Source organism: Azorhizobium oxalatiphilum, assembly GCF_014635325.1.
In the GTDB taxonomy this organism is placed as follows: domain Bacteria; phylum Pseudomonadota; class Alphaproteobacteria; order Rhizobiales; family Xanthobacteraceae; genus Azorhizobium; species Azorhizobium oxalatiphilum.
On record NZ_BMCT01000002.1, the window covers coordinates 285,061 to 309,237 of the forward strand.

Genomic DNA, 24,177 nt, shown 5'->3' on the forward strand with positions numbered 1-24,177 from the left:
GGTCGGTTCGCGCTCAGTGGGTGTAGGGACGCGAGAGCTTGCACTCGGGGTTCAGGCGCACGCCGAAGCCGGGCTTGTCGTCCAGCTTGAGACGGCCGTTGACCGGCACAGGCTCATCCAGCAGCAGCGGGGTGAACATGGGCACCACCTGATCCGGCACCGGATGCATCATCAGGAACTCGGCGAACGGGCTGTTATGCCGGGTGATGACGAAGTGGTAGCTGTAGACGGACGAACCGTGCGGGACCACGAGCACGCCGGCCGCATCCGCGAGCGCCGTGATCTTGATCAGTTCGGTGATGCCGCCGCACCAGCCCACGTCCGGCTGGATGATGTCGCAGCATTCCATGTCGAGCAGCATCTTGAAGCCCCAGCGGGTGGCTTCGTGCTCGCCGGTGGTGATGAGGTGGCCCTTCGGCGCGTTCTTCTTGAGCTGCGCATAGCCCCAGTAGTCGTCCGGAGGCAGGGCTTCCTCGGTCCACTTCAGGCCCATCTCGTTCCAGGCGATGTTGGAGAAGCGCGTGGCGTATTCCACGTCCAGCGCCATCCAGCAGTCCTGCATCAGCCAGAAGTCCTTGCCGACCTTGTTCCGCATGTCGTTGAGGATATCGAGGTTCTTGCGCAGACCCTCCTCCCCTTCGGCCGGACCATGGTGCAGGGCCATCTTGCCGCCGATGAAGCCCATCTCCTTGGCGAGATCGGGCCGCGCGCCGGTGGCGTAGAACTGCAGTTCGTCGCGCACCGCGCCGCCGAGCAGGTTGTACACCGGCTCCTTGCGCCACTTGGCGAGCAGATCCCACAGCGCCAGATCGACGCCGGAGATGGTGTTCACCACCAGGCCCTTGCGCCCGTAATAGAGCGTGGAGCGGTACATCTGATCCCACATCAGCTCGATGTCGGTGATCTTGGCGCCCTCGATGAAGCGGGCGAGATGCTTCTCCACGATCCAGGCGGCGGGCTCGCCGCCGGTGGTCACAGCGAAACCGACCGTGCCGTCCGAGGCCTCGACCTCGACCACCAGCGTGCCGAGCACGTTGATGCCGAAGGTGCGGCGGCTCTGCCGGTAGTTCGGGTACTTGGACATGGGGGTCGCGATGTGATCGTCGATCCAGTGGCTACCCTGCTGGTCGTGATAATCGCCACCGCCGCCACGCACCACGAAGGCGCGGACTTCACGGATTGTTGGCACGGACATCAGCGGTCTCCTCGAGCGGTTGCAGCCTTGGTGGCTGCGGACTTGCTGGCGCCCCCCAGCAGAAGGATGGCAACGACACCGATCATGGTCGTGCAAGCGAGGACATAGAGGCCAGCGGGAGCGCCGAAGCTCGCATCAGCCCAGTTCTTGACGTTCGGGGCAAAGAAGCCGCCGAGCGCGCCCATGGCGTTGATCAGCGCGATACCGGCCGCAGCGGCCACGCCGCCCAGATACTGGGTCGGGAAGGTCCAGAACAGCGGCTGCACAGCGATGAAGCCGGCGGCAGCGAAGCACAGCGCCACGAGGGCGATGGCCGGGGAAGCGCCCGCCGAGACCGCGATGCCGGCGCCGGACACGAACAGCGTGATGGCGGCGAGGATGCGGTGCTGACGCATCTGGTCCGCGAGACGCGGGATGAAGAAGGTCGCGAACATGGCGCAAACCCACGGGATCGCCGTCACAAGGCCGACCTTGAAACCAACCTTGGTGCCGAGCAGAGCAGCGACCTGGGTGGGCAGGTAGAACACCACGCCGTACACGCTCATCTGGATCAGGAAGTAGATCAGCACGAAGTGCAGGATACGCGGATTGGTGAAGGCCGTCTTCAGGCCGGCATGGCCATGGCTTTCCTTCACGCTGTCCTCAGCGGCGATGGCAGCCACCAGCGCCTTGCGCTCGTCGGCGGGCATCCACTTGGCGTCGGCGGGCTTGTCGTCGAGATACCAGAAGGCCCAGACGCCGACGGCGCTCGCCAGCAGACCCTCAATCATGAACATCCACTGCCAGCCTTCGAGGCCATGGAAGCCGTGCAGCTCCAGCAGGTAGCCCGAAAGCGGGGCGCCGATGATGAAGGACAGCGGGGCGCCGAAGTAGAACATGCCGAGGATCTGGCCGCGCTTGGCCTGCGGGAACCAGTAGGTGACGTAGAGGATCACACCGGGGAAGAAGCCCGCTTCCGCCGCGCCGAGCAGAAGGCGCAGGGCATAGAAGGAGTATTCGCCCTGGGTGAACATCATGGCGGCGGACACGAGGCCCCACGTCACCATGATGCGGCACATCCAGATCTTGGCACCGACGCGGTGCATGATCAGGTTGCTGGGAATTTCGAAGGCGGCATAGGTCAGGAAGAAGAGACCGGCGCCGAGTGCATAAGCGGCATTGGAAATGCCAGCGGACGCCTGAAAGGCATCTTTTGCAAAGCCGATGTTGGCGCGGTCCAGGAAGGACAGCACGTACATCAGGAGCAGGAACGGGACGAGACGGCGCATGGCGCGCGCGGTCGCCCTCTCAAGGGTCGGATTGTCCACCATGGCGTTTCCTCAGGTGCTGAGCAGTTGCTGCGGTCGAGTACCATATTGTGGTACTTCATCTTATTATGTAGGATAGCTTGATATGGGAGGTGCCGGAGGGTGTCAACGACGATGTCGAAGCTTCCAAGAACTCCAAATGCGCCGGGAACCGAGGCCGCGCCGGATGATGCCGTGACGCCGCCGGCCGGCAGCCAGGCCGTGATGCGGGCCCTCGATGTGATCGAGGCCGCATCCGAGGAACCGATAGATCTCAACCACTTGTCGGCCGCTGTCGGGCTGACGCGCAGCACCACCCATCGCCTCGCCAGCGGGTTGGCGGCGCGCGGCTATCTGCGGTTCGCGCCCGGCGAGGGCTATTCGCTCGGCCCAAAGATGCTGGAGCTTGGCGCACGGGCGCGCACGCAACGCCCCCTCACCCGTATCGCCCGCCCTCACCTCGATCTGCTGGCGGCGGAAACCGAGGACACGGTGCATCTGGGCGTGCTGGAGGGCGACTGGGCCCTGTATCTGGACAAGATTCCGGGCCGGCGCCGCTTCGAGATTTCCTCCCGCGTCGGTGAACGGCACCCGGTCTGGTCCACCGGCCTCGGCAAGGCGCTGATTCTGGGCGCGGATCAGGATCTCTGGGAGCGCTTTTTCGAAATCGGCGCAGCAGCTAACCCCAAGAGTGCGGATCTGCGCGAGATCTGGCTCGGTCGCATGCGCAATTATGCCGAGTGGGGCTACGCGTTCGACCTGGAAGAGAACGAGCCGCGCGTGCGCTGTGTGGCGGCCCCCATCCGCGATGCCGCCGGCCAGACAGTCGGTGCCATCAGCCTTTCGAGTGCCTCCCATTATATGGACGATGCCCGCATGAAGGCACTGTCCGTCACCGTGACCGGCACGGCGGATCGCATCAGCGGGGAATTGGGCTGGCGGCCAGGCGCAGGGCGAAGATAGGGCATCTTCGCGCCCCGCCCCTGCGGAGCCTGCGAGACAGAAAAGAAAAGGCCGGAACGCGTTTTGCGTTCCGGCCTTTTCTAACAGAGCAGCGATCCGAGCGAGACGCTCAAATCATTGACGTGTGTTGGTCGGGCAGGCGGGATTCGAACCCACGACCCCTAGTCCCCCAGACTAGTGCGCTAACCGGGCTGCGCTACTGCCCGTCAAGCACCGCTCTGAATCAGAAGCGACGAACATCGTCGGCGCCCCTGACTTGGCGCGGAGAGTTAGACCATCGCACCCTACTCGACAAGAGCGAATATCCCGGTTGTCCCCGGCAAAGGCGTGCCCTCCCCCTCGCCTTCCCTATGGGCGACTTGACGCACCCTGCTGCCATGCCATCGTCGCCAATTGGGCATGAGGAGCGGACGCGTGACTTTTCCGGTGACTCTGCTGGACCTTGCGGGCTGCATCGCCCTGCTGCTGTGGGGCACCCACATGGTGCAGAACGGCGTCCAGAGCGCGTTCGGACCGCGTCTGCGCAGCTTTCTGGCCGGTGCACTGAAGACCCGCGCCCGCGCCTTCCTCGCCGGCCTCGGCGTCACTGCCGTGCTTCAGAGCAGCACGGCCACCGGCCTCATGGTGGCGGGATTCGCTGCCACCGGGCTGGTGGACCTTGTTCCGGCGCTGGCGGTGATGCTGGGCGCGAACGTCGGCACCACGCTGGTGGTGCAGGTGCTGTCTTTCGACATCTCACCTCTATCCCCTGCCCTCATTCTTATCGGCGTCATCATGTATCGCCGGGCCAACGGGCAGGCGCCGCGCGACATCGGCAAGGTGGCCATCGGCCTCGGATTGATGCTGCTCTCCCTGCATCAGCTCATCGCCCTCATCACGCCCTATGAGGATGCGCCGAGCCTGCGGATGCTGATGGGGGCCGTTTCCACCCAGCCGGTGGTGGCGGTGGCCGTGGCGGCGGTGCTGACATGGGTCGCACATTCCAGTGTCGCCGTGGTGCTGCTGGCCATGTCGCTGGGCGCCAAGGGCGTGGTGGCGCCGGAAGCGGCGCTCGCTCTGGTGATCGGCGCCAATCTCGGCAGTGCGCTCAATCCCCTGCTGGAGGCCAGCTCCGCCAGCGATCCGGCCTCGCGCCGGGTGCCGTTCGGCAATCTGCTCAACCGTCTGGTCGGCACAGTGGTGGCGCTGGCGCTGCTCGACCCCATCTCGCGTTTTCTGATCGGGGTCGAGCCGGCGACCGCCCGCGCGGTGGCGGACTTCCACACCCTGTTCAACCTGATTCTCGCCGTCGCCTTTCTGCCGTTCCTGAACCCGTTCGCAACCCTCCTGCGCAAGCTGTTTCCGGTGAAGGTGGCGGAGAGCGATCCGGCGCGCCCGCTCTATCTCGATCCCGCGGCGCTGGAGACGCCGGTGGTGGCGCTGGGCAATGCGGCGCGCGAGGCGCTGCGGCTCGCCGACATATTGGAAACCATGCTCGCCTGCACCCGCGATGCGCTGGAGAAGGACGCCCGCCCGCGTATTCCCGAGGCCCAGCGGCTGGATGATGTGCTGGATCGGCTGAACTCGTCCATCCAGGCCTATCTCATGCGGCTGGACAGCGAAGCTCTGAGCGCGGAGGACCATCGCCGCCTCGACGAGATCCTCGCCTTCTCCACCAATATGGAGCATGCGGGGGACGTGCTGGACAATTCACTTCTGCCGCTGGCCGCCAAGCGGCTGAAGCGGGGCCTTGCCTTCTCACCTGAGGGGCAAAGCGAGATCGCCGCCATGGTGGAGCGCGTGATCGGCAATCTGCGCACTGCCGGCGCCCTGTTCATGACCAATGACGCCCGCACCGCCCGCCTGCTGGCGGCGGAAAAGGCGGTGTTCCGCGATCTGGAGACCCGCGCCACCCAGAGCCATTTCGATCGCCTGCGGGCAGGCAAGATCGAAACCGCCGAGACCAGCGGCCTGCAACTCGATGTGGTGAGGGATCTGAAACGGGTGAATGCCCATCTCGTGGCCGGCACCGCCTATCCGGTGCTTCAGCGGGAAGGCGACCTGCTGCCAAGCAGAATTGCTTCGGAACTTGGATAATAAATGCTGCCGTAGCGTGAGGCTGTGGACGAATCCCACCCCCAGGCACCTCCGGAAGACTTGGCAGGCCATACGCCAGCCATTCCAGGGTGCGCAGCAATAATGGACTGAAAAAGAAGCGAAAAACTCCGAGACTGAGGCAAACTGCAGCTGCGCTGTTTGCCGAAATTCCGGTCAAGTGGGAAACGCGACTTTCCGGCCACACCCCTGTGGATAAATTGATCTGGCCGGTCCTGATGTACCTCTCAGGTTGTACGAACCATTGCCTCGCCCCCTGCGCGTGACATTCTTGCCTTATTGCACGGCCATTGGCGGCACTTCCATCAACAACAATGGAGGTTGCGGGAATGGAGATCCGAAAGGGGCTTCTGCTTGCATCGCTTGCACTGACGATTACGGCTTTTGGCCCGGCAGCATATGCCGGTGAAGTGAAACAGACCGGTATCGCCTCGTACTACTGGCAGGGCCGCGGCACAGCCAGTGGAGAGCGTTTCAATCCCAACGCCCTCACGGCAGCCCATCGCTCGCTTCCCTTCGGTACGAAGGTTCGCGTAACCAATCTCAAGAACGGACGCACCATCGTGGTCCGTATCAATGACCGGGGCCCGTTTGTCCGGGGCCGTGTCATCGACGTTTCCAAGGCCGCAGCAGGACAGCTCGGCTTCCACGGTGCCGGCCTGACCAAGGTGGCCCTGTCCGTGGTGAATGACACGGTGTCGTCGAACGAACCGTGAGACCCCAAGGGGTTCGCAAGCATTCGCTTTCTCACGCGCCCGACATCACAGCCGGGGCGAACGATCCCGCGCGCGGTTTCGTGCCTGAAACCTTGCGCAATGAATATCCCCCTGAACGCCGGCCGAGGCCGACGTCCAGGGGGCCGACAGGGGCAACTGTCGTTGCTTGCATCCATCCAACACGAGCACGGCGGGGAGGTTCCCCGCCAGACGGCAGTTTTTAGATTTTGGTAACGACTGGCGTCGACGCGCCGGACCGGCCTATTCGGAGCCGCTGCGAGGCTCGCTGCCGAGCGCGGTGATAATCCGCCGGCATTCCGACAGCTCGAACAGGGCCGCCTGCAGACGGCTCACATCATCCCGCGAGAGGATCGGTGCCGGGGGCTGCGGTGCCCCGGACAGACGCGGCTCCGAGCGCAGATGCGGCGGGAGATACTGCTCCGGCGGTCCCGGACGGTGCGGCTCGGGCGGGGTGTACTGCTGCCCGTCCCAGCTCTCCGCATCCTCAGGTTCCCATCCCGCGCCTGACCGCGCCTGAGGCTCCGGCCGTCGCTCATAGGACGGATGGCGGTCTTCACGCGGCCTCTGGCCATAAGCGGCATGGTCCGGTGCCCCGTGTGCAGGCGTGTACCGGCCATCATGGGGCGGCGCGGCGGGGCGCTGCTCCGGCCACCGGGGATCAGCAGCATAATGATCACGCCGATCCGCCCGCAGGCCGTGATCCGCCCCTGCGGGACGGGGCATCTCCTGAGCCGGATCATATTCTTCCAGCGGCCCCCGCAAGGGACCAAGGCGGCCATAGGCGGCCGGCGGCCCGTCGAAGAAGGGGTCGGCGGGCGGTGTCCTGTCGGCCCGTAGCGGCGTCGGGCCGCGATCCGGCGCGCGTCCGGGCTGGGGCGCGCGCAGATAGGGCTCATCTTCCGGCCAGTCGTCATGCACATCCGGGCCGGCACGTGCGGGAGCCCGAGGCGCGGCATACGATCCCGCGCGCGGATCGCGCATGCGGTCGTCACCGGCGACAGGACGGCCTCCGCGCCAGGTGTCGGGTTCGGGCGGGACGCCCATCTCGTCTTCCGCGTCCATATCCTCATCGGACAGGTCGGCCTCAAAGACGGGTTCGGGCCGCGCCGGCACCCGCGCCTCGTGGAGCGGCGGCGCCGGGGCAGCCGCCGGCGGCGGTTCTGCAGGCCGCTTGCGCGCCCGGGCCGGGATATATTCCTCCGGCGGTCCCCGCTCCTCCGCCACCGGCGGCTCAGGGGCAGGCGTGGCTTCCTTCAGGCGCCGGATACGGGCGTCCAGAGGCTCGGAAGCGTTCTCCTGCGCGTCTGGCTCCTCATCGTCGAAGAAGGGCAGCAGCGGGTCTTCCAGCTCCGGAGCGGCCGGCCGTTCGGGCACGCGCGAGGCCGGGCCACGGCTCGGCCGTTGCAGCGGCGCGGAAGCGGGGCGGCGGTTCGCGGCAGGTGCCAGCGAAGGCTCCGTCAGCGGCCGGGCGTGGAACTCCGGTTCATCGAACAGAGCCGCATCCCGTTCCCGCAGCACCGGTTCGTGGAAATCGGGCGCGTCGAAGCTCGGCTCGCTGCGGGCTGGGGCTGGCTGCACCGGCGGCTCGGCCTTCGGACGGCGCGGCGGAGCCTGCTCTTCCGTGCGCGGCGTGAAGCTGGCGAAATCGGGAAAGGGCAACGGCGGCTCGTCGGCGGGAGCGCCACGGCTCGGGTTGTCCGCGAGCTTGTCGGTGGCGCGCCGACGCGGCAACAGGCCGCCGAGCAGGCCACTGATGCCGCCGCCCTCCTCGCGCACACGGGGCGCAGTTGCCTCGACCGGAGCGGGAGCGGGCTCGCCGTCGTCATAGGCGACCGCCTGCACGTGGCGCACGCCCTGATCCTTGAGGATCTTCTGCACGCCCTTGATGGTGTAGCCGTCGCGATAGAGCAGATGACGGATGCCGCGCAGCAGCTCCACGTCGTCGGGGCGATAATAGCGTCGCCCGCCGGCCCGCTTTACGGGCCGGATCTGTGTAAACTTGGTTTCCCAGAAGCGCAGGACGTGCTGCGGCAGATCGAGTTCGTCTGCCACCTCGCTGATGGTGCGGAAGGCGTCGGGGGACTTATCGAGATTCCTCGCGTCAACCACGCCTCATGGCTCCTCACTCGCGTCCGGAAGCCTTTCCTGTGCGCCCGTTGATGCGATTCTTCAAGATGCTGGACGGCTTGAACACCATCACCCGGCGGGGCTCGATCGGCACTTCCTCGCCGGTCTTGGGATTGCGGCCGACGCGCTGGCCCTTGTTCCGCACCACGAACGAGCCGAAGGAGGACAGCTTGACGGTCTCCCCCTTCGCCAGGCAGTCGGCGATCTCGCTCAGCACCATCTCAACAAGCGCTGCGGATTCCGTGCGCGACAGGCCCACCTGCTGGTAGACAGCCTCGCACAGATCGGCACGCGTAACAGTCCGTCCAGTCATGTGTCTTCCCGGCCCCTCGAGGACACCTCTTTCGAGAAACCTAGCCATGCCCGCCGAGTGCGGTCAACGCTCTTAATGCGTTATTTACCAACGCAGAAGCGCCGAGCCCCAGGTGAAGCCGCCGCCCATGGCCTCCAGCAGGACAAGATCGCCGTCCTTGATGCGCCCGTCGCGCCGGGCGACGTCCAGCGCGAGCGGAATGGAAGCCGCCGACGTGTTGCCGTGACCTTGCACAGTGGTGACGACTTTTTCCGGCGCAATGCCCAGTTTCTGGGCACTCGCGTCGATGATACGGCGGTTGGCCTGATGCGGAACGAACCAGTCGATGGTTTCCGCCGACTGGCCGGTGGCCTTGAAGGCATCGATGATCACGTCGGTGATCATGCCGACCGCATGCTTGAAGACCTCGCGGCCCTCCATGCGCAGGTGGCCGACCGTGCCGGTGGTGGAGGGGCCGCCATCCACAAACAATTTGCTCCGGTGGCGTCCGTCCGAGCGCAGATGGGAGGTCAGAACGCCCCTGCCCTGCGCTTCGGCCTCGGGAACCGCCTCAAGGATCAGCGCGCCCGCCCCGTCGCCGAACAGCACGCAGGTGCCGCGATCTTCCCAGTCGAGGATGCGCGAAAAGGTCTCGGCGCCGATCACCAGCGCCCGCTTGAAGGCGCCCGTGCGCAGGTGCGCATCGGCCGTGGACACGGCGAAGACGAAGCCCGAGCAGACCGCCTGCAGGTCGAACGCCGCGCCGTGGGTGATGCCCAGCTCGCTCTGAACGCTCACCGCAGTCGCGGGAAAGGTCTGGTCAGGCGTGGAGGTGGCCAGCACGATGAGGTCGATGTCGCTCGGCTGAAGGCCGGCATCGGCCAGCGCAGCGCGCGCGGCCTTGAGCGCCAGATGCGAGGTGAATTCGCCCTCTGCGGCGATATGGCGCTCACTGATGCCGGTGCGCTGCACGATCCATTCGTCGGATGTGTCCACCAGTCGCGCAAGATCGGCGTTGGTGAGAACCTTCTCGGGAAGGTAGGAACCCACGCCACGAACCACAGAATGCAAGCCGGTCACGATTGTCCTTCCGCTTCCGCCGACTCCACGCCGCGTGACGCCGTCGCGGGTAGCCTGCTGACGATGCTCTTTTCGATGCGCTGCAGGAGATGGTGGCGCACCATGTCGTAGGCGAGATCGACGGCGTAGGCGAAGCCTTCCGCGTCGGTGCCGCCATGGCTCTTGATCACGATGCCGTTGAGGCCGAGGAACACGCCGCCATTGGAGCGGCGCGGATCCATCTTCTCCCGCAGCACGTTGAAGGCATCCCGCGCGAACAGATAGCCGATGCGGGCCCGCAGGCTCCGGCCCATGGCCGCGCGCAGATAGGAGGCGAGCTGCTTGGCGGTGCCTTCGGCGGTCTTCAGGGCGATGTTGCCGGTGAAGCCCTCCGTCACCACCACGTCCACCGTGCCGGCACCGATGTCGTTGCCTTCCACGAAGCCATGGTAATTGACGTCGGCCACGCCCTCCTCGCGCAGGATGCGGCCGGCTTCCTTCACCTCTTCGGCGCCCTTGATCTCTTCCGTGCCCACATTGAGCAGGCCGACGGTGGGGCTCTCGATGTCGAAGATGCTGCGCGCCATGGCGCTACCCATGATCGACATCTCGATCAGGCTGCGGGCGGTGGCGCCGATGGAGGCGCCGATGTCGAGCACGATGCTTTCGCCGCGCAGCGTCGGCCAGATGCCGGCGATGGCCGGCCGGTCGATGCCGGGCATGGTGCGCAGGTTGACCTTGGCCATGGCCATCAGCGCGCCGGTATTGCCCGCCGAAACCGCCGCATCCGCCTCGTGCTGCTTCACCGCGTCGATGGAGCGCCACATGGACGAACGGTAGCGGCCGCGCCGCAGCGCCTGACTCGGCTTGTCGTCCATGCCCACAACGATGTCCGTGTGGACGATGCGGGAGGCGGCTGCCAGCGCCGGATAGCGGGCGAGGATGGTCTTGATGCGCGGCTCGTCGCCGAACAGCACGAATTGGGCATCGGGATGCCGCACGCGAGCGATCTCCACCCCGGCAAGGATGGTTTCGGGACCGTGGTCCCCGCCCATGGCGTCAATTGCGATGCGAACGGGTGCGCTCATCGGCCCATCGTTCCCGGAATTCCCTCTGACTTGGTGCGCACGGCGCAAGCGCGCGGACAATAGCCGCTCGCCCGCGCATCGCAACTGCGCTGCATGTTCAAGGCTTGTTCTTCAACTGCGCCAAGGCGGCAAACGGCGACTCCTTGGCTTCCGGCTCGTCCCCAGTTGATTCCAGATGGGGCTCGAATACCTCTCCCGACTTGCGCGGATAGGCCTCAAGGCCGAGCGCGAGGAATTCAGTGACCAGAACGCCTAGGTCGATGGTTCCGTTCTCGATCAGGTCCGGCGGGTCGAAATCACCGTCCTCCGGCGCATCGGCCACCTCGCGGGCGATGATGGCGGCGGTGGCGAAGCGCACGTCCACATCTTCCGTCACATCCTCGTCGAAGGGTTCGAGGGACACGACGGAAATCTGCGTCACCCGCGCCTTCACGACGCCAGTCACCCGCGCCCCATCGGCGCGTTCCTGCCCGATATGCAGGCGCGCGCTCAGGGAGAGCACGGCGGGAATGTCGAGATGCTTCGCCACGGCGGCACAGACGGCGGCATCCGGCGTCAGGGTCAGATCGAGGCCCTGCGGCGGGATGTCCGACACGAGAAGTGTCTGGCTATAGGACAGTTCGGACACGGTCTCAGGTCTCCTCCGCCTGGGGAATCGGAAATGCCAGCTCGCCGCGCAGCAGCGTTTCCGCCGGCTGGTTCTCAAGGGCGGCGGCGGCGGCCAGTACGTAAGCGGCAAGGCCGGCGGCGGGAGCGGCTGAGCCGCCCGACGGCGTGCCGCCTTCATAACGTTCGAACAGGTTACGGGCCAAGGCCTGCGCCAGATGCGTCTCGCCCGCGCTGCCGCCTTCGGCAAGGGCGGCATCATAGGCCGCCGTGCGATCATAGAAGGCGCGGCCGATCTTCTTCATCTTCTTGGGCACGGACAGGTCGCCGATTCCCATCTCCCGCAGGGTACGATCGAGATCGGACAGGAACAGGTCGAAGACCTCCTGCGCCACGGTCCGCTCGGCTTCCCCGCCGCTGCCGAGGCGGCGGCATAGCAGGAAAGTGTGCAGCATCATCAGTTCGAGGCGGCCTTCCGTGGTGTCGGGCACGACAAAGTCGGTGTAGAACACCGGCTGCCGGGCCTGTGCCACGATGGCGCCATACAGGCGCTCAATGGTCGCCCGCGTCTCGGATCGGCGAAACAATCTCAGCATGGTGGTTTGAGGCTGTGCGCTGGCCCAATGCCCGACGCTAAATGTGAGGAGCGGCGTAGCGTGCGCGGCTCCCGCTGGCAAGGGCAGCATCCCGTCGCGGCATGGCCGAGGCGGTGCCGGGTCGGCTTCGTCGCATCGGTGGGTCGATGTGGTAGGACGTTCTTTAACGCGGAGCGCTAGGGTCCAGACCCAGCGATTCGCAGGTCATTGCAGGAATTTGAGGGGTACAGCGTGGCACCAGCGCGGTCTGAACAGAAGTCTGCCTCGTCCCATCCGGTGCGGCGGGTTCCATTGGCCGCCGTCATGGCTCTCGCCCTCGGGACGACCACCCTTGCAGGTTGCGGCGGCAACCCCGGCAATATGGGCATGCCGACCATCACCGGCACCGGCACCGCGGCGAGCGGCATCGTGCGCACCTACCAGCGCGGCTATGTGCTGAGCGAAGGCGCGCTCGAGCAGGTTCCGGTGGGCTCCAGCCGCGAGCAGGTGCTCCTCGTGCTGGGCACCCCTTCCACCGTGTCCACGGTGAGCGGCGACACCTTCTATTACATCTCCCAGACCGAGAAGCGGGTGGCCTTCCTGAAGCCGGAGATCACCGAGCAGAAGGTGCTGGCGGTCTATTTCGACAAGAACAAGCGCGTCACCCGCATTGCCAATTACGGCCTGCAGGACGGCAAGATCTTCGACTTCGTGTCGCAGAGCACGCCCACCAGCGGTCAGGAACTGAGCGTCATCCGCCAGCTCATCTCGGCCACCGACTTCTCCGCCGGCCCGATGATGTCGCCGGGGCAGTGATGCCGCGCTGGTGATCGGCTGCTCCCGGCGGGGGCGGCCAGCCACCCAAATAAAAACCCCGGAGCGGCTGCCGCTCCGGGGTTTTTATTTTGGTCGAGGCGGGCGGTCAGATGCCGGACAGGCAGGCGGAGAATGTCGCCGGGTCCACATTGCCGCCGGACAGGACGATGGCCACCGTCTTGTCCTTGGCCGGAATGCGCCCTTCCAGCAGGGCCGCCAGCGCCACCGCGCCGCCCGGCTCCACCACCAGTTTCAGCTCGAGAAAGGCATAGGCGACAGCCCGTGCCACTTCCTCATCGGTGGCGGAAACCGCGCCGCCGGTGAGCGTCTTGTTCACCGCGAAGGTGATCTCGCCGGGCGTCGCCGCCAGCAAGGCGTCGCAGAAGGAGCCGGACGGAGCGGGATTGCGCTCGCGGTTGCCGGACTTGTAGGAGCGGGCGTGGTCGTCGAAGGCGGCAGGCTCGGCGGTGATGGGCAGCGCATCGGGGAAGCGCGCCCGCACGGCCAGCGAGATGCCCGCCATCAGGCCGCCACCGGAGGCATTGGCCGCCACCACGTCGAGGGAGAGGCCGAGCGCCGCCAGATCCTCGCAGATCTCCCGGCCCACGGTGCCCTGCCCGGCGATCACGTCGGGATCGTCATATGGGGGCACGAAGATGGCGCCGCGCTCCGCCGCGATGGCGGCGGCAATGGCTTCGCGATCCTCGGTCACGCGGTCGTATCCGACCACTTCGGCGCCCAGCGCCTTGGTGCGGTCACGCTTCAGGGCCGGCGCATCATGCGGCATGACGATGACCGCCGGCATGCCGAGCAGCTTGGCGGCGGCGGCAAGGCCCTGCGCATGGTTGCCCGACGAGCAGGCCACGACGCCGGCGGCGCGCTGGCTCTCGGGAATCTGTACGGCGCGATTGTAGGCGCCGCGGAACTTGAACGAGCCGGTGCGCTGGAGCGTTTCCGGCTTGATGAAGATGCGGCCGCCGGTGCGCTCGCTTAAGATGGGCGAATAGACCAGCGGAGTGCGCACGGCCACGCCCTTCAGGCGTTCGGCGGCGGCATCCACGTCGGCGGCGGTGGGAATGGGGCGGGTCGGTGCGTTCATGCCCGCGACAATATCCGAGGCCGGCGTAGCAGGCGATAGCGTCGCGCTATGGGACCGATGTCATGGGCGATGAGCACATTGTCCAGGAACTGCCGGGAGCACTCGCGCCAGCTGTGACGCAGGGCAAAATCCCGCGCCGCCTTGGGTGAGAGTTCCAGCGCCTTCAGGCAGGCCGTGCGCAGATCCTCGTCGAGGATGCCGATGGTCCCCTGCTCCGGCCCGATCACGTCGAGCGGCCCTGTGACGGGATAGGCGGCCACCGGCAGGCCGCTGGCCAGCGCCTCCAGCAGCACGATGCCATAGGTGTCGGTGCGGCTGGGAAAGACGAAGACGTGGCTCGAGGCATAGACCTGCGCCAACGCCTCGCCTTCCAGCGGGCCGGTGAAGTGCACGGCCGGATACTTCGCCTTGAGGCTGGCCAAAGCCGGCCCGCCGCCCACCACCACCTTCGAGCCCGGCAGGTCGAGGGCCAGGAATGCCTCGATGTTCTTTTCCACCGCGACGCGGCCGACGAACAGGAACACCGGCCCCGGCAGGTTGAGCGTGGCATCCGGGCGGGGGCGGAACAGGTCCGCATCCACGCCGCGTGTCCAGCGCATCAGGCGCTTGAAGCCGCGGCCCTCCAGATCCCGCTCCAGCGTTGCGGTGGAGACCATGACGCCGCCACCGGCATTGTGGAAGGAACGCAGCCAGGCATAGGTCAGCCGCTCGGGCACGGGCGCGCGGGCAGAGAGATATTCCGGGAATTTGGTGTGATAGGAGGTGGTAAAGGTGCGCTTGGAGGCGATACACGCCCGGCGCACCAGCATGCCGATGGGGCCTTCCGTGGCCACATGCACGAAGTCCGGCTTGATGGCCTCGATCCGCTTCATGATCATGCGCGGAGTCGCCAGCGAGAGACGGATCTCGTTGTAGGAGGGCAGCGGGACGGTCCGGAACTCCTGCGGCGTGAGGAAGCAGAGTTCCGCGCCGAGCTGGGCCGCTTCCCGCGCGGTGTGCTCCAGCGAGCGCACCACACCATTGATCTGCGGATGCCACGCATCCGTCGCCACAAGAACCCGCATCAGGCTGCCGCGCGCGCTCCCTGTACGGCCTGCGCATTCAGCTCGGCCGCCCGCACCTGCTTCGCCCAATAGATGATCTCGAGCCGGCCGTCTTCATGTTCCGCAACAGCGGTACAGCTTTCGACCCAATCGCCGCAGTTCACGTAATGGATGCCGAACTGCTGGTGCATGGCGGCGTGATGAATGTGCCCGCACACCACGCCGTCCACCTTCTGGCGCTTGGCCTCGTCGGCGAGGGCTTCCTCGAACTTGCCGATGAAGTTCACCGCATTCTTCACCTTCAGCTTGGCCCACTGGCTCAGAGACCAGTAGGTGAGCCCGAGCTTGCGGCGCACCAGATTGACATAAGTGTTGGTGGTGAGCGCCAGCGCATAGGCCCAGTCGCCCAGGAAGGCGAGCCATTTGGCATGGCGGACCACCACGTCGAACACGTCGCCGTGGATGACGAGGTATCGCTTGCCGTCGGCGGTCTCGTGGATGGCGGTTTCCATCACTTCGATGTCGCCGAAATGCGTGCCGTAATAGTCACGCAGGAATTCGTCATGGTTGCCGGGCAGGTACACGATGCGTGCGCCCTTGCGCCCCTTGCGGAGCAGCTTCTGCACCACGTCATTGTGCTTCTGCGGCCAGTACCAGGAGGAGCGCAGGCGCCACCCGTCGACGATGTCGCCGACCAGATAGATGGTGTCTGCGTCGTGATACTTCAGGAAGTCCAGAAACAGATCCGCCTGGCATCCCTTGGTCCCAAGATGGACGTCGGAGATGAAGAGTGCGCGGAACCGGCGTTCCTCAGGGCTGTCGCTCACGCGTATGGCCTCTTTCGGAGATGCTATCGGATAGCATGATGCCGGACTTAGCCGGAGTCGTGTATCCCTTTTATGACGCGCTGCGGTCGAAACTCAGGCGTCTGACGCAGCGGCGACAAGCGTTGCGTCCCCTCGCATCGGCCCGTTCGCCGCCGCACCATTGACCATTTCGCAGCCGCGCGCCAGCTTGCCCGACACGCAGCACCTGAAATGCCTGCGACGGAAAATCCCAGGGAGAAAACACCCCATGAAGCTCGTCCGCTTCGGCGCAGCCGGTCAGGAAAAGCCGGGTCTAATCGATTCAAACGGCAGGATTCGCGACCTGTCCGGCATCGTCCCCGATATTGGCGGCGACGTGCTGACCCCGCAGGGCCTCGCCCGCATCGCCGCAGCCGATCCGGCCAGCCTGCCGCTGGCGCCCGAAGGCGTGCGCCTCGGCTCCTGCATTGCCCGGCCGGGCAATTTCATCGCCGTGGGCCTCAATTATGCGGACCATGCGGCGGAAACGAACAATCCCATTCCCGAGGAGCCGGTGCTTTTCAACAAGGCACCGAACTGCGTCGTCGGCCCCAATGACGACGTGATGATTCCCAAGGGCTCGCTGAAGCTCGACTGGGAGGTGGAACTGGTGATCGTGATCGACGCCCGTGCCCGCTATGTGGACGAGAAGGACGCGCTGAAGCATGTGGCCGGCTATGCCGTCTGCAACGATGTCTCCGAACGGCATTTCCAGATCGAACGCGCCGGCCAGTGGACCAAGGGCAAGGGCAGCGAGACCTTCGGCCCGCTCGGCCCCTGGCTGGTGACGACCGACGAGATGCCTGACACCTCGGCGCTGGGCATGTGGCTGGAGGTGAATGGGGAGCGGGTCCAGAACGGCTCCACGAAGACCATGATCTTCAATGTGGCGACCCTGGTCTCCTACATCAGCCAGTTCATGGTTCTGGACCCCGGCGATGCCATCACCACCGGCACGCCCCCCGGCGTCGGCCTCGGCTTCAAGCCGCCGCGCTATCTGAAGGCCGGCGATGTCATGCGCCTCGGCATCGACGGGCTGGGCGAGCAGCAGCAGACGGTGGTGCCGTTCAAGCTCTGACGCCAAACCGCCGCCCACAGTGAAAAAGGCCGCCCCTGCGACAAGCCGGGGCGGCCTTTTTTTTTCATGCGCTCTCAGCGCGTTAGGGGCGGACGCTCACTGCAGTGTGGCGTGGGCGAGCCAGGTCTTCACCGCCTGAAGCGCCTCGCCGCGATTCCCGGTGCGGTGATGGGCCTCCTGATAGACGGCGATCTGCATATCCGCGCTGGTGCCCGCATCGGGGATGGTTCGCAGATGCAGGAGAGCGTCGAGGCAGCCCATGGCCTCGGCATCATCCGCCACCATGGCCACGAGCTGTTCCACCGCATCGCGGACCTGAATCGCGCTCTGCGAGGCCAGATCCACGAACGAGCCGTGGATGCCGTAGCGCTGGGCGCGCCATTTGTTCTCGTTGGCGATGGCCCGGTCCACGGCACCGATCTGCCGGTAATGATCGGGATTGCGCACCAGATAGCGCACCAGCGACCGGTAGAGCGCGGCGATGGCGACCGCATCCTCCACGCGGGTGCAGGCGTCGGGCGCGCGCAGTTCCAGTGTCGGATGCTTCTGGGACGGGCGAACCGCCCACCAGACATAGCTGGAATCGCCTATGGCGCGGGCGCCCACCATGGCGTCCACATATTGCTGGTAGGCGGCGTGGTTCTCGAACAGCTCCGGCAGGCCGGTGCGCGGCAGTTCGTCATAGGCCGCCAGCCGGTACCCCATCAGGCCGGTCTGCTTCGAGCCCCAGAAGGGCGAACTGGTGGAGAGCGCGATGAAGTGCGGCAGGTAGGGGGTCATGCGGCGCATGACGTCCACCTTGGCCTCCGGGTCGGGCAGCTCCACATGCACGTGCAGACCGCACACCATGTTGCGCTCGCCCAGCATCTGCAGGTCCTGCATCAGGCCGTCATAGCGGTTGGCCTTGGTGGCGCGCACGCTGTCCCAGCTCGCGGTCGGATGGGTGCCGGCGGCGATGAAGGCGAGGCCATGCTCGGCCGCCACCCGCGAGGCGCGCTGGCGCAGGTCGCGCAGCTCCCCAAGTGCATCTCCCGCGTCGGTCGTCGGGGCGGTGGCGATCTCCAGCTGCGATTGCAGCAGCTCGACCGTGACGGACTCACCCAGCTGCTCGCGCAGGTGATCGAAGAAGCCGGTGGGCATGCGGCGTTGGACCGCTTTTGTCTCGGCATCGACGACGAAGAATTCCTCCTCGATGCCGAATCGATATTGTTCTGACATGCGTCCCTCCTGGCTTCCATGAAGCCAAATCGAAGCTGTAACGCTGCGATGGCTTTGAAGTTGCGTGAGGGTGAGCGCAAATCAGCCGGGAATACGGCAGAGCACACATGCTGCATGACAACTGGCGCTGAGCACCAGCCACAGCCCATTGATACATCAGGGAAACGCGAGCTCAGCCTTGCTGTTCACAGATAATTCGGCTTTTCGGACGGCGAATACGGGAACTTTCTGCTGCTTTCCGATGCGCGCAATAAACGGAAGGCTTCGCTACGCAGGATGCCCCCAATCGCCGCAGGCCGCCTGCACCAGAGCCAGCGCCGCCACCCCGGCCGTATCGGCCCGCAGGATTCGGGGGCCGAGGGCGACGACGGTGACGGCCGGATGGCGCATCAGAAGGGTGCGCTCATCGGCCGAGAAGCCCCCCTCCGGGCCGATCAGCACCGTCACGCGCCGGCCCTTGAGCGGGGCAAGCGTCATAACAGGATCAGCCACGGGCGCAGCTTCGTCGCAGAAGACGAGGGATTCGCCTTCGGGCAAAGCGGTGAGGAAAGCCGCAAGGGCGATGGGCGCGCGGACTTCCGGCAAAGAGAGGATGCCGCATTGCTCGGCGGCTTCTACCGCATTGGCTTCCATGCGCTCGGAATTCACCCGCGAGACCTGCGTGTGCTGGGTCAGCACCGGGGCCAGCACCCCCGCCCCCATCTCCACCGCCTTCTGCACCATGTAATCGAGGCGGGCATGCTTCAGCGGCGCGAAGGCGTAAGTCAGCGTCGGGGCAGCCGGCTGCGGGCGCACCTGCGCCTCCACCTCAAGCCGTACGTCCTTCTTGCCGCCCTGCCCGCGCGTCGCGCGCCATTCGCCGTCCCGCCCGTTGAATAGCAGGAGGACGCCTCCCACCGGCAGGCGAATGACGTTGGCGACATAATGGGCCTGATCGTGCGGAAGGCTGAAGGCATGGCCCGCCTGAAGGTCCTCGCGAACGAACAGGCGCTGGGCGCGGAAATCGTGATCGGGCATGCATACTCTCCTGCGGCGATCCCTCACTGCCCGGCTCGACCGCGCGGACGAGGCGAATCGCCGACAGCGTTCACCGAACAGGCTTGATAGAGGATGTCGGCGCGCCGCGCGCGGTTCGGAGCGATTCCCGCAGAGGCGCGAATGCTCGTGCGGCAGGAATTGCGATAAATCGCCTTGGCAAGGGAAAGGAGCCAGTCCTGCTGGCACCGGCCGGAAGGGGGCGGCGCTTGTTCAGCACCGCCCCGGGCCGTACCCCCGCACGACCGATTTGCCTGACCGGGCTTGCGCATACATGCAGGAGTGGATGCGAAGCGCATCACCCGAATGGGTGAGGCGCTGCCGCTAGGGCGTCACTTCTTCGAACCATCCGCATTGAACTGCGACAGGAAGGCGATCAGGTCCGCACGCTCGGCATCGTTCTTGATGCCGACGAAGGCCATCTTGCCTTTGGGCGCGAGCACCTTGGGGTTGGTCAGATAGTCGTTGAGGGTCGCTTCGTCCCACACCTTGCCGGCGGCGGCGCCGTCCTTGATGTCCTGGGAATAGGCATAGCCCTCGAAATGGGCCCACTTGGCGCCCAGGATGCCGTTCAGCGGCGGGCCGACCTTGGCCTTCGCATCGGGGCCAACGGCATGGCAGGCCATGCACTTCTTGAACGACTGTTCGCCCTTGGCCACGTCCGGATCGGCCGAAGCCGCGACCGTGGTGGCCGCGAGAGCGAGTACGGCAAGGATCATCCGTTTCATGTGCGGTCCTTCTGGGAGGCAGGTCCAGGCATAGCGCCCTTTCGACCCACCTCAATCACTTGACAGGACACGTGCGTCCCGCCCCGTAGAAGGCCATGAGCCTTGGGCGGACGGGAGCATATACCCTGCGGCGGCTGCGCCGCAGGGACCACATTAAACGATCGTTTTGAACTCTTCCAAGCGGCAGTCCGCCGCGCCTGCGCGGTGTGGAAACTTGCCTTTGGTCAAAGACCGGCCTGCCGGCGGGCGGCGGTCAGCGTGTTCTGCAACAGGCAGGCGATGGTCATGGGGCCGACACCGCCGGGCACGGGCGTGATGAGGCCGGCGATGCCCTGCGCTTCCTCATAGGCCACGTCGCCCACGAGGCGGGTCTTGCCGTCCGGCTTGGTGATGCGGTTGATGCCCACGTCGATCACCGTGGCACCGGGCTTGATCCAGTCGCCGCGCACCATCTCCGGGCGGCCGACGGCGGCCACCAGAATGTCCGCCTGCCGGCAGACGGCGGGCAGGTCGCGGGTGCGCGAATGGGCGATGGTGACGGTGCAGTCCTCGCGCAGCAGCAGTTGGGCCGCCGGCTTGCCGACGATGTTGGAGCGCCCCACCACCACGGCGTGCAGGCCCGAGAGATTGCCCAGATAGTGCTTGAGCATCATCACCGAACCGAGCGGCGTGCAGGGCACGAGCGCGTCGAGGCCCACGGCGAGGCGGCCGGCATTCACCACATGGAAGCCGTCCACATCCTTGGCCGGCTCGATGGCGGAGAGCACCTTCATGGAATCCACGTGCGCCGGCAGCGGCAGCTGGACGAGGATGCCATGCACAGCAGGGTCGGCATTCAGCTTATGCACGAGGGCCAGCAGGTCGGCCTCCGAGGTCTCCACCGGCAGCTTGTGCTCGAAGGAGGCCATGCCGACTTCCACCGTCTGGGCGGCCTTGTTGCGCACATAGACCTGGCTGGCCGGATCCTCGCCCACCAGTACCACGGCAAGACCGGGCTTCAGGCCGTGATCACGGGTCAGCACCGCGACCTCCTCGGCGATACGTCCCCGCAGGCCGGCGGCAAAGGCTTTTCCGTCGATAGGCTTGGTCTCGATCACGGCTGATCCCTCTCCCGATACGCTGAGCGCGCGGCTGTTCTGGGCGGGCCCAAAGCGCGACGCAATCCCCCCTCCACACATACGGCTGCGCGGCTGGGAAAACGCTTCTTAATGAGAAATAAAAATTCCTGAAAGGAAAATATTGCAGTCCGATACGGTTTCCCGCAGCCCAGCCATGCGCCCTACTCTCCCGTCCACGGCAGGATGTCGCCGCGCGCCCAGCCTTCCTTGGTGGCGGCCTTGTAGTCGGCGTAGCGACCTTCGGCGATCGCCGCCCGCGCACCGCGCATAAGGTCCTGATAATAATGCAGGTTCACCCAGGTCAGCAGCATGGAGCCCAGCATCTCCTCGCAGCGGATGAGGTGGTGCAGATAGGCGCGCGAATAGTCGCGCAGCGCCGGGCAGTCGCTCTCCTCGTCCAGCGGACGGGGGTCGTTCTGGTGGCGGGCGTTCTTCAGATTGATCTTGCCGAAGCGGGTGAAGGCCTGCCCATGCCGGCCAGAACGTGTGGGCATCACGCAGTCGAACATGTCGATGCCGCGCCCCACCGCCTCCAGCAGGTCGTCCGGCGTGCCGACGCCCATGAGATAGCGCGGCTTCGATTGCGGCAGATGCGGCTCGACGGTCTCGATCATCTCCATCATCACCGCCTGCGGCTCGCCCACCGCCAGCCCGCCGATGGAATAGCCGGGGAAATCCATGTCCGCGAGGGCGCGGGCCGATTCCACCCGCAGGCGCGGCACCGCCCCGCCCTGCACGATGCCGAACAGCGCCCGGCCTTTCGGCTGCAGCTCGAATGCCTTCTTCGAGCGCTCCGCCCAGCGCAGCGACAGGCGCATGGCGCGCTCGGCCTCGGCATCCTCGCACGGCAGGCCGACGCATTCGTCCAGCTGCATCTGGATGTCCGCACCCAGCAGGCCCTGAATCTCGATGGAGCGCTCCGGGCTCATGGCGTGCTGGGAGCCGTCCACATGGGAGCGGAAGGTGACGCCCTCCTCGGTGATCTTGCGCAGGCTCGACAGCGACATGACCTGGAAGCCGCCGGAATCGGTGAGGATCGGCCGGTCCCACTGCATGAATTTGTGCAGGCCGCCGAGCGCAGCAATCCGCTCGGCGGAGGGGCGCAGCATCAGGTGATAGGTGTTGCCCAGCAGGATGTCGGCGCCGGTGGCGCGGACCTGCTCGGGATACATGGCCTTCACCGTTGCGGCGGTACCCACCGGCATGAAGGCCGGGGTGCGGATCTCGCCGCGCGGGGTGGAGATGGCGCCGGTGCGGGCGGCCCCGTCGGTGGCGTTGATCTGGAAGGAGAAGGTGTCGGTCATTTCGGGGCCCGCTCTAGCAGGCAGGCGTCGCCATAGGAATAGAAGCGATAGCCGTTCGCGATGGCATGGGCGTAGGTGCGTTTCTGGGTCTCGTGGCCCACGAAGGCCGCCACCAGCATCACCAGCGTGGATTTAGGCAGGTGAAAGTTGGTGAGCATCAGGTCCGACGCGCGGAAGGCATAGCCGGGGGTGATGAAGATGTCGGTCTCACCCAGATAGGGGCGGATAAGCCCCTCCGGCGTGGCGGCACTCTCGATCAGACGCGTGGCAGTGGAGCCAACGGTGAGTATGCGCCCGCCCCGCGCCTTCACGGCATTGAGGGCATCGGCGGTCTCCGCGCCCACCTCACCCCATTCGGCGTGCATCTGGTGGTCGGCGGTGTCATCCGCCTTCACCGGCAGGAAGGTGCCCGCCCCCACATGCAGGGTGACGGTGTGCTGCGAGACGCCCATTGCCCGGATCTGCTCCAGCAGCGCGGGGGTGAAATGCAGGCTGGCAGTGGGCGCCGCGACGGACCCCTCCACGCGGGCGAACACCGGCTGGTAGTCGGTGCGATCCCGCTCATCCTCCGGACGCTTTGCGGCGATATAGGGCGGCAGCGGCATGTGGCCGATGGCGTCGATGGCCGCATCCAGCTCGGCGCTCGACAAGGCGAAGCCGAAATGCACCTCGCCGCTCTCGGTCTTGGCCAGTACCCGCGCCTCCAGAGTACCGGCACCACCCGCGAAGACCACCGTTTCCCCCGGCGCCAGCCGCTTGGCGGGACGGGCGAAGGCGGCCCAGGAATCGGGGCCGAGGCGGCGGATCAGGGTCGCCTCGATGGCGACCGTACTGCCGCCCTCCCGCGTGCGGGTGCCATCGAGCCGGGCGGGGATCACCTTGGTATCATTGACCACGATGGCATCCCCTGCCCGCAGCAGCGACGGCAGGTCGGCGATGGTCAGATCTGCCAGCTCGGGCGTATGGCCGGGGCGCACGCGCAGCAGCCGCGCGCTCTCGCGCGGCTCGGCGGGGCGCAGGGCTATGCGCTCGGGAGGCAGGTCGAAATCGAAGGCGTCAACGCGCATGCGGCCTCGGATGCGGCCGGGTACGGCCCAACGGAAAAAGCTGTCCCGCTCATAGCCGGGCACACGGCCGGGGGAAAGCGCGCGCGGGAATGACGGCCATGCGCGGCCCGTCAGAGGATGGCGACCGCACCTGCCCAGAGGGCCCAGGTCATGCCGAAGGCGATGGCCGTGCCGAGCGCGGTGGCGAAGAAGCCGCCGAGGATCACCGCGCCGTCACGCTCAACGAGGCCAAGGCCGAGGATGCAGACCGCGATGCCGGGCGGCATGTTGCCCAGAAGCGGGATCGGCAGCAGCAGCACGAAGCCCAGCAACACCACGAGGCACCCGACCACACGGCGGGCGGTGGGACCGGCGAACACTTCCATGCGCGGCCGCGACCAGCGCTCGAACCAAGCGATCCAGGACCGCGAGCGGTTGATGAGCGTTTCCAGCACCGAGCGGGAGAAGGTGCGCTTGGCGATGGTCTGCGGCAGCCACAGCTCCTGCCGGCCCATGGCCATCTGCAGACCGATGAGCGCAAGAATGATTCCGCAGATCACCGGAATGCCGGGCGGCATGGGGATGCAGTTGGGCAAGCCAAACAGGAGCACGCTGATGCCGAACGCCCTGTTACGTAGCGCGTCGATCAGCTCGCCTACCGAGACACGGGGTTCGGTCTGGGCGGCAAGCACGGCGGCAAGCAGTTCGGACGTGCGGGGCGTGCGATGATCCACCAGGGCCTCGTTCATGACGGCACCCTGTTTAGCACTGATAAAAAGGCGGAGTCAGGGCGCTTGTTGCATCCCGTGTCCCAACTGCCGCTTT

Annotated in this window: 22 protein-coding genes, 1 tRNA gene and 1 pseudogene; 5 read left to right on the forward strand and 19 right to left on the reverse strand. The window is 66.2% G+C overall.

What is annotated here, in order from left to right; translation table 11 throughout:
• Positions 1-13: 13 nt before the first annotated feature.
• Positions 14-1,195 (reverse strand): L-rhamnonate dehydratase, encoded by a 1,182-nt coding sequence (gene rhmD, locus IEW24_RS09820; RefSeq protein ID WP_188577960.1) that lies wholly within the window; start codon positions 1,193-1,195, stop codon positions 14-16.
• Positions 1,195-2,505 carry an MFS transporter gene (locus IEW24_RS09825; protein ID WP_188577961.1) on the reverse strand — a complete coding sequence of 437 codons (1,311 nt, stop codon included), beginning with the start codon at positions 2,503-2,505 and terminating at the stop codon, positions 1,195-1,197. The genes rhmD and IEW24_RS09825 overlap by 1 nt, the downstream gene beginning before the upstream one ends.
• 171 nt (positions 2,506-2,676) lie before the next feature.
• Between IEW24_RS09825 and IEW24_RS09830 the strand changes: the two genes are divergently transcribed.
• Positions 2,677-3,444: an IclR family transcriptional regulator gene (locus tag IEW24_RS09830; RefSeq protein ID WP_244644283.1), complete on the forward strand. Its 768-nt coding sequence runs from the start codon at positions 2,677-2,679 to the stop codon at positions 3,442-3,444.
• Positions 3,445-3,572: 128 nt separating this feature from the next.
• Here IEW24_RS09830 and IEW24_RS09835 read toward each other — a convergent pair.
• Positions 3,573-3,650 (reverse strand) — tRNA-Pro (locus IEW24_RS09835).
• Positions 3,651-3,858: 208 nt separating this feature from the next.
• Between IEW24_RS09835 and IEW24_RS09840 the strand changes: the two genes are divergently transcribed.
• Positions 3,859-5,520 carry a Na/Pi cotransporter family protein gene (locus IEW24_RS09840; protein ID WP_188577965.1) on the forward strand — a complete coding sequence of 554 codons (1,662 nt, stop codon included), beginning with the start codon at positions 3,859-3,861 and terminating at the stop codon, positions 5,518-5,520.
• 347 nt (positions 5,521-5,867) lie between these two features.
• The gene (locus IEW24_RS09845; protein ID WP_188577967.1) at positions 5,868-6,254 is read left to right on the forward strand and encodes a septal ring lytic transglycosylase RlpA family protein; all 387 of its coding nucleotides are present in this window, start codon (positions 5,868-5,870) and stop codon (positions 6,252-6,254) included.
• Positions 6,255-8,125: 1,871 nt separating this feature from the next.
• Here the strand turns inward: IEW24_RS09845 and IEW24_RS09850 are convergent.
• From IEW24_RS09850 to IEW24_RS09875, 6 genes and pseudogenes are all read right to left on the reverse strand, one after another.
• A pseudogene (locus tag IEW24_RS09850) lies at positions 8,126-8,384 on the reverse strand (MerR family transcriptional regulator); the annotation flags it as partial.
• A gap of 13 nt (positions 8,385-8,397) precedes the next feature.
• Entirely contained in the window at positions 8,398-8,715 is a 318-nt protein-coding gene (locus IEW24_RS09855; RefSeq protein WP_188577969.1) for an integration host factor subunit alpha, read from the reverse strand.
• A gap of 84 nt (positions 8,716-8,799) precedes the next feature.
• A complete protein-coding gene (locus IEW24_RS09860; protein ID WP_188577971.1) occupies positions 8,800-9,774 on the reverse strand; it encodes a beta-ketoacyl-ACP synthase III in 975 nt (324 codons plus the stop codon).
• Positions 9,771-10,841, reverse strand: coding sequence for a phosphate acyltransferase PlsX (gene plsX / locus IEW24_RS09865; protein ID WP_188577972.1), 1,071 nt, complete (start codon positions 10,839-10,841; stop codon positions 9,771-9,773). The genes IEW24_RS09860 and plsX overlap by 4 nt, the downstream gene beginning before the upstream one ends.
• Before the next feature lie 97 nt (positions 10,842-10,938).
• Positions 10,939-11,469, reverse strand: a complete 531-nt coding sequence (locus tag IEW24_RS09870; protein WP_188577974.1) for a YceD family protein — start codon at positions 11,467-11,469, stop codon at positions 10,939-10,941.
• A gap of 4 nt (positions 11,470-11,473) precedes the next feature.
• On the reverse strand, positions 11,474-12,043 hold the full coding sequence (locus tag IEW24_RS09875) for a ubiquinol-cytochrome C chaperone family protein (RefSeq protein ID WP_188577977.1): 570 nt from the start codon (positions 12,041-12,043) through the stop codon (positions 11,474-11,476).
• Between the two features lie 303 nt (positions 12,044-12,346).
• On the opposite strand from IEW24_RS09875, the gene IEW24_RS09880 reads away from it, so the two are divergent.
• Positions 12,347-12,838: an outer membrane protein assembly factor BamE gene (locus tag IEW24_RS09880; protein ID WP_188577979.1), complete on the forward strand. Its 492-nt coding sequence runs from the start codon at positions 12,347-12,349 to the stop codon at positions 12,836-12,838.
• Between the two features lie 106 nt (positions 12,839-12,944).
• Here IEW24_RS09880 and IEW24_RS09885 read toward each other — a convergent pair whose 3' ends face one another.
• Genes IEW24_RS09885 through IEW24_RS09895 form a run of 3 tightly spaced genes read right to left on the reverse strand, consistent with a single transcriptional unit; the run spans position 12,945 to position 15,807 of the window.
• Positions 12,945-13,937: a threonine/serine dehydratase family protein gene (locus tag IEW24_RS09885; RefSeq protein ID WP_188577981.1), complete on the reverse strand. Its 993-nt coding sequence runs from the start codon at positions 13,935-13,937 to the stop codon at positions 12,945-12,947.
• The gene (locus IEW24_RS09890) at positions 13,934-15,001 is read right to left on the reverse strand and encodes a glycosyltransferase family 4 protein (RefSeq protein ID WP_280514970.1); all 1,068 of its coding nucleotides are present in this window, start codon (positions 14,999-15,001) and stop codon (positions 13,934-13,936) included. Before IEW24_RS09890 ends, IEW24_RS09885 begins: the two co-directional genes overlap by 4 nt.
• Entirely contained in the window at positions 15,001-15,807 is an 807-nt protein-coding gene (locus IEW24_RS09895) for a UDP-2,3-diacylglucosamine diphosphatase (RefSeq protein ID WP_188577983.1), read from the reverse strand. The genes IEW24_RS09890 and IEW24_RS09895 overlap by 1 nt, the downstream gene beginning before the upstream one ends.
• Before the next feature lie 247 nt (positions 15,808-16,054).
• On the opposite strand from IEW24_RS09895, the gene IEW24_RS09900 reads away from it, so the two are divergent.
• Positions 16,055-16,903, forward strand: coding sequence for a fumarylacetoacetate hydrolase family protein (locus IEW24_RS09900; RefSeq protein WP_188577985.1), 849 nt, complete (start codon positions 16,055-16,057; stop codon positions 16,901-16,903).
• A 96-nt stretch (positions 16,904-16,999) separates the two neighbouring features.
• Here IEW24_RS09900 and IEW24_RS09905 read toward each other — a convergent pair whose 3' ends face one another.
• From IEW24_RS09905 to IEW24_RS09935, 7 genes are all read right to left on the reverse strand, one after another.
• Entirely contained in the window at positions 17,000-18,121 is a 1,122-nt protein-coding gene (locus tag IEW24_RS09905; RefSeq protein ID WP_188577987.1) for a carboxylate-amine ligase, read from the reverse strand.
• A gap of 267 nt (positions 18,122-18,388) precedes the next feature.
• The gene (locus IEW24_RS09910; RefSeq protein ID WP_188577989.1) at positions 18,389-19,138 is read right to left on the reverse strand and encodes a 16S rRNA (uracil(1498)-N(3))-methyltransferase; all 750 of its coding nucleotides are present in this window, start codon (positions 19,136-19,138) and stop codon (positions 18,389-18,391) included.
• A gap of 350 nt (positions 19,139-19,488) precedes the next feature.
• Positions 19,489-19,884 (reverse strand): c-type cytochrome, encoded by a 396-nt coding sequence (locus IEW24_RS09915; RefSeq protein ID WP_188577991.1) that lies wholly within the window; start codon positions 19,882-19,884, stop codon positions 19,489-19,491.
• Positions 19,885-20,108: 224 nt separating this feature from the next.
• Complete coding sequence (gene folD, locus IEW24_RS09920) at positions 20,109-20,981, reverse strand: bifunctional methylenetetrahydrofolate dehydrogenase/methenyltetrahydrofolate cyclohydrolase FolD (protein ID WP_210324175.1); 873 nt, start codon at positions 20,979-20,981, stop codon at positions 20,109-20,111.
• 182 nt (positions 20,982-21,163) lie between these two features.
• Positions 21,164-22,306 (reverse strand): tRNA guanosine(34) transglycosylase Tgt, encoded by a 1,143-nt coding sequence (gene tgt, locus IEW24_RS09925; RefSeq protein WP_188577993.1) that lies wholly within the window; start codon positions 22,304-22,306, stop codon positions 21,164-21,166.
• Entirely contained in the window at positions 22,303-23,373 is a 1,071-nt protein-coding gene (queA, locus tag IEW24_RS09930; protein WP_188577995.1) for a tRNA preQ1(34) S-adenosylmethionine ribosyltransferase-isomerase QueA, read from the reverse strand. The genes tgt and queA overlap by 4 nt, the downstream gene beginning before the upstream one ends.
• A gap of 110 nt (positions 23,374-23,483) precedes the next feature.
• Positions 23,484-24,101 (reverse strand): exopolysaccharide biosynthesis protein, encoded by a 618-nt coding sequence (locus IEW24_RS09935; RefSeq protein WP_244644284.1) that lies wholly within the window; start codon positions 24,099-24,101, stop codon positions 23,484-23,486.
• Positions 24,102-24,177: the final 76 nt, after the last annotated feature.

What these genes read in the sequence shown, in the direction of transcription:
- IEW24_RS09845 (WP_188577967.1), top strand. Translation starts at nt 5,868, where the DNA reads ATGGAGATCCGAAAGGGGCTTCTGCTTGCATCGCTTGCACTGACGATT.
- tgt (WP_188577993.1), bottom strand. Translation starts at nt 22,306, where the DNA reads ATGACCGACACCTTCTCCTTCCAGATCAACGCCACCGACGGGGCCGCC.
- IEW24_RS09900 (WP_188577985.1), top strand. Translation starts at nt 16,055, where the DNA reads ATGAAGCTCGTCCGCTTCGGCGCAGCCGGTCAGGAAAAGCCGGGTCTA.
- rhmD (WP_188577960.1), bottom strand. Translation starts at nt 1,195, where the DNA reads ATGTCCGTGCCAACAATCCGTGAAGTCCGCGCCTTCGTGGTGCGTGGC.
- IEW24_RS09905 (WP_188577987.1), bottom strand. Translation starts at nt 18,121, where the DNA reads ATGTCAGAACAATATCGATTCGGCATCGAGGAGGAATTCTTCGTCGTC.
- IEW24_RS09890 (WP_280514970.1), bottom strand. Translation starts at nt 15,001, where the DNA reads ATGCGGGTTCTTGTGGCGACGGATGCGTGGCATCCGCAGATCAATGGT.
- IEW24_RS09915 (WP_188577991.1), bottom strand. Translation starts at nt 19,884, where the DNA reads ATGAAACGGATGATCCTTGCCGTACTCGCTCTCGCGGCCACCACGGTC.
- IEW24_RS09855 (WP_188577969.1), bottom strand. Translation starts at nt 8,715, where the DNA reads ATGACTGGACGGACTGTTACGCGTGCCGATCTGTGCGAGGCTGTCTAC.
- IEW24_RS09910 (WP_188577989.1), bottom strand. Translation starts at nt 19,138, where the DNA reads ATGCCCGATCACGATTTCCGCGCCCAGCGCCTGTTCGTTCGCGAGGAC.
- IEW24_RS09875 (WP_188577977.1), bottom strand. Translation starts at nt 12,043, where the DNA reads ATGCTGAGATTGTTTCGCCGATCCGAGACGCGGGCGACCATTGAGCGC.
- queA (WP_188577995.1), bottom strand. Translation starts at nt 23,373, where the DNA reads ATGCGCGTTGACGCCTTCGATTTCGACCTGCCTCCCGAGCGCATAGCC.
- IEW24_RS09825 (WP_188577961.1), bottom strand. Translation starts at nt 2,505, where the DNA reads ATGGTGGACAATCCGACCCTTGAGAGGGCGACCGCGCGCGCCATGCGC.
- IEW24_RS09880 (WP_188577979.1), top strand. Translation starts at nt 12,347, where the DNA reads ATGGCTCTCGCCCTCGGGACGACCACCCTTGCAGGTTGCGGCGGCAAC.
- IEW24_RS09885 (WP_188577981.1), bottom strand. Translation starts at nt 13,937, where the DNA reads ATGAACGCACCGACCCGCCCCATTCCCACCGCCGCCGACGTGGATGCC.
- plsX (WP_188577972.1), bottom strand. Translation starts at nt 10,841, where the DNA reads ATGAGCGCACCCGTTCGCATCGCAATTGACGCCATGGGCGGGGACCAC.
- IEW24_RS09935 (WP_244644284.1), bottom strand. Translation starts at nt 24,101, where the DNA reads ATGAACGAGGCCCTGGTGGATCATCGCACGCCCCGCACGTCCGAACTG.